Annotated in this window: 2 protein-coding genes; one reads left to right on the plus strand and one right to left on the minus strand. The window is 62.7% G+C overall.

Features of this window, described 5'->3' with window-relative positions:
- Positions 1-402, plus strand: a 402-nt coding sequence (locus PFH44_RS26675) for an RlmF-related methyltransferase (protein ID WP_283826703.1), incomplete at its 5' end; no start/stop codon positions are given.
- 67 nt (positions 403-469) lie between these two features.
- Here the strand turns inward: PFH44_RS26675 and ybiO are convergent.
- Positions 470-2,566, minus strand: a 2,097-nt coding sequence (gene ybiO, locus PFH44_RS26680; RefSeq protein WP_283826704.1) for a mechanosensitive channel protein, incomplete at its 5' end; no start/stop codon positions are given.

A 2,566-nucleotide genomic window follows, 5' to 3' on the forward strand; every position in this document is an offset into this window, starting at 1 on the left:
GTGACCAAAAAAACCGAATGCTTTGGCGCGACGTTGTACAACCCGCCGTTCCACGACTCAGCCGCCAGCGCGCAGGCGGGCGGCGAGCGCAAACGCCGTAACCTGGGCCTGGGCGCCGATAGCGTGATGAACTTTGGCGGCCAGCAGCAGGAGCTGTGGTGCGAAGGCGGCGAAGTGGCCTTCATCACCCGAATGATTGAGGAGAGCCAGCAGTTTGGGCGCCAGGTGAAATGGTTTACGTCGCTGGTCTCCCGCGGCGACAACCTGCCGCCGCTGTATCGCGCCCTGACCGAAGTCGGCGCGGTGAAGGTGGTGAAAAAAGAGATGGCGCAGGGGCAGAAGCAGAGCCGCTTTATCGCCTGGACCTTTATGGATGAGGCAAAGCGCCGACGCGCGTTTTAAGCCCTTCGCCGGCCGCACCTCTGCTTAGCGTTGCCGGCGCCCCGGTCTGCTCCGTGCAGCCGGGGCGCTATAGCGTTGGCTCCGCCGGAGCCGGCGGCCCGTCAACGGCCGCGGGCGTCATCGGCAGCACCTGGTAGGTTTGCACCGGGGCGCGCACGCCGGCAAGATCGAAATGCCTTTTAACCTGCGTATCCAGCGCAAAACGCACCGTCCACTGCTTCAGCGGCAGCGTGGTAAAGGTCACCCGCAGGGTAAAGGCGGTATTGCTCAGGCCGACAAGCCCGGCAAACGACGGCTCGCCAATCACCAGCCCGCGCACCTCCTCCTGGGCCATCACGTCCGCCACCGCATCCTTCAGCGCCTGATTGGCCTTATCCAGATCCTCATGGCGGTCGACGTCGTAGTTAGCCACCACCGAGCCGATCCCGCGCACGAAGTTGGCGAAGGTGGTGATCGAAGACCACGGAATAATATGGTAGGCGCCGGTATCCTGGCGCACGCCAACCGAGCGAATCGACATCCGCTCCACCGTGCCGGTTAACGGCCCGATCGTCACCAGATCGCCGGTGTTCATCCCGTTTTCAAACTGAATAAAAATGCCGGTGATAATATCTTTCACCAGCGTTTGCGCGCCGAAGGAGATTGCCAGCCCCAGCGCCCCCGCGCCTGCCAGCAGCGGAGCGATATTGACCCCCACTTCCGAGAGCAGGATCATCACGGTGATGGTGCTGATGATCACCGCCAGCGCGTTGCGAAACAGCGTCAGCAGCGTTCTTGCCCGGGCGCCGGGCAGCGGACGGCCGTGAATATCCGAGGCGAGGCGGTTCTCTATCAGGCTGGCGAGCAGCGTCCAGCCGATGGCGGAGAAGAACAGGATCAGCGCGATGCGGATAATCACATCCACCGCCTTCTGCCCGGCGCCGTTATGTATCCAGTTCCAGAAATCGAACAGCCCCCAGGCGCTGAGCAGCAGCATAATGGCGACGGCGACCACCAAAATGCGCGCCACCTTCAGCGCCACGGAGATCCAGCCGTTGAGCCGCTTCTGCAGCTCAGGGTAGCTGCGCTGGGTTTGCGGCGACAGGGTGATGGTTTTGGCTATCCAGCGCGACAAAATGCCGGAGATCAGCGCCGCGGCGCCGACGATCGCCAGGCTGCGCACCGTGGCGCCCATCATAAACTTCAGGCTGTTGCCCGGGTCGAAAAGCGAAAAGAAAAACAGCACGATGAAATAGGCGCAGGCCAGCCAGTGCCAGACCAGCGCGAAGGCGCGGATAAACAGGCTGAAGAAGGCCAGCGAGCGGTCCGCCAGATGAATCAGCCCTTCGGTAATCACGTGTTTGTTATGAAAAATCAGGTACAGCGCCCACAGGGTGATGCACAGCATAATGGCCACGTTGGCCAGCGCGCCGACCTGGACGTTGACCTGGTTGGAGATAATCGGTACGGCGACGATCAGGCCGTAGCCAATCAGGCTGCTGAGCGCGCTCAGGCGCAGGTTCCAGTATTTCGCACCGTCGTCGCTGAGGTTAAACGGCCGCAGGTCCGCCACCCGTGGGCAGAAAATCAGCCGCAGAATAGCTTTGAAGAACTCGATCAGCGCGAAGGCGTTGAGGAACAGGCTTTGCTGGAAGGCGATGGTGCGGTTGCCGCCGTTGAGCCTGTCGCTGAGCATCTGGCCAACGAACAGCGTGAGCGCCAGCAGGATCAGGTCGAAGATAAAGGCGCCGGCAATCGTGGCCGGCAGCTGCAGCCAGTTGCTGCGATCGTGGTTTTTATGCCGCCCCCACTGGCCCATTTTGCGATACAGCGGCAGCGCGGCCAGCCGCACCAGCCACCAGAAGGCAAAGACCAGCGCCGCCAGTATCAGGAAGGTGCTCGCAGCGTGGCGGAAGGTATCGGCATGGAAAGGCTTATGCGGCGCGCCGGTAATATTGCGCCACAGCTGCGAGAAACGCGACGAGAAGGGCTCGCCGTATTCGCGGCTGATGTGGGTGACGTTTTCCAGCACCGTCGGCTGCTCTTCCTCTTTCGGCGGCGTCAGCGTGGGCGCGCTGGCCGGCGGCGGCGTGGCGGCGGCGGTGCGCAGCTGGTCGATGAGCTCCTGGCGAGCGGCGTCGTTATCCAGCACGTCGGCCAGGGCCGCGTAGGCGGCCTTTTTCTG

Origin of the sequence: Klebsiella sp. Ech2A (assembly GCF_030078455.1) — a bacterium.
GTDB classification, from domain to species: domain Bacteria; phylum Pseudomonadota; class Gammaproteobacteria; order Enterobacterales; family Enterobacteriaceae; genus Klebsiella; species Klebsiella terrigena.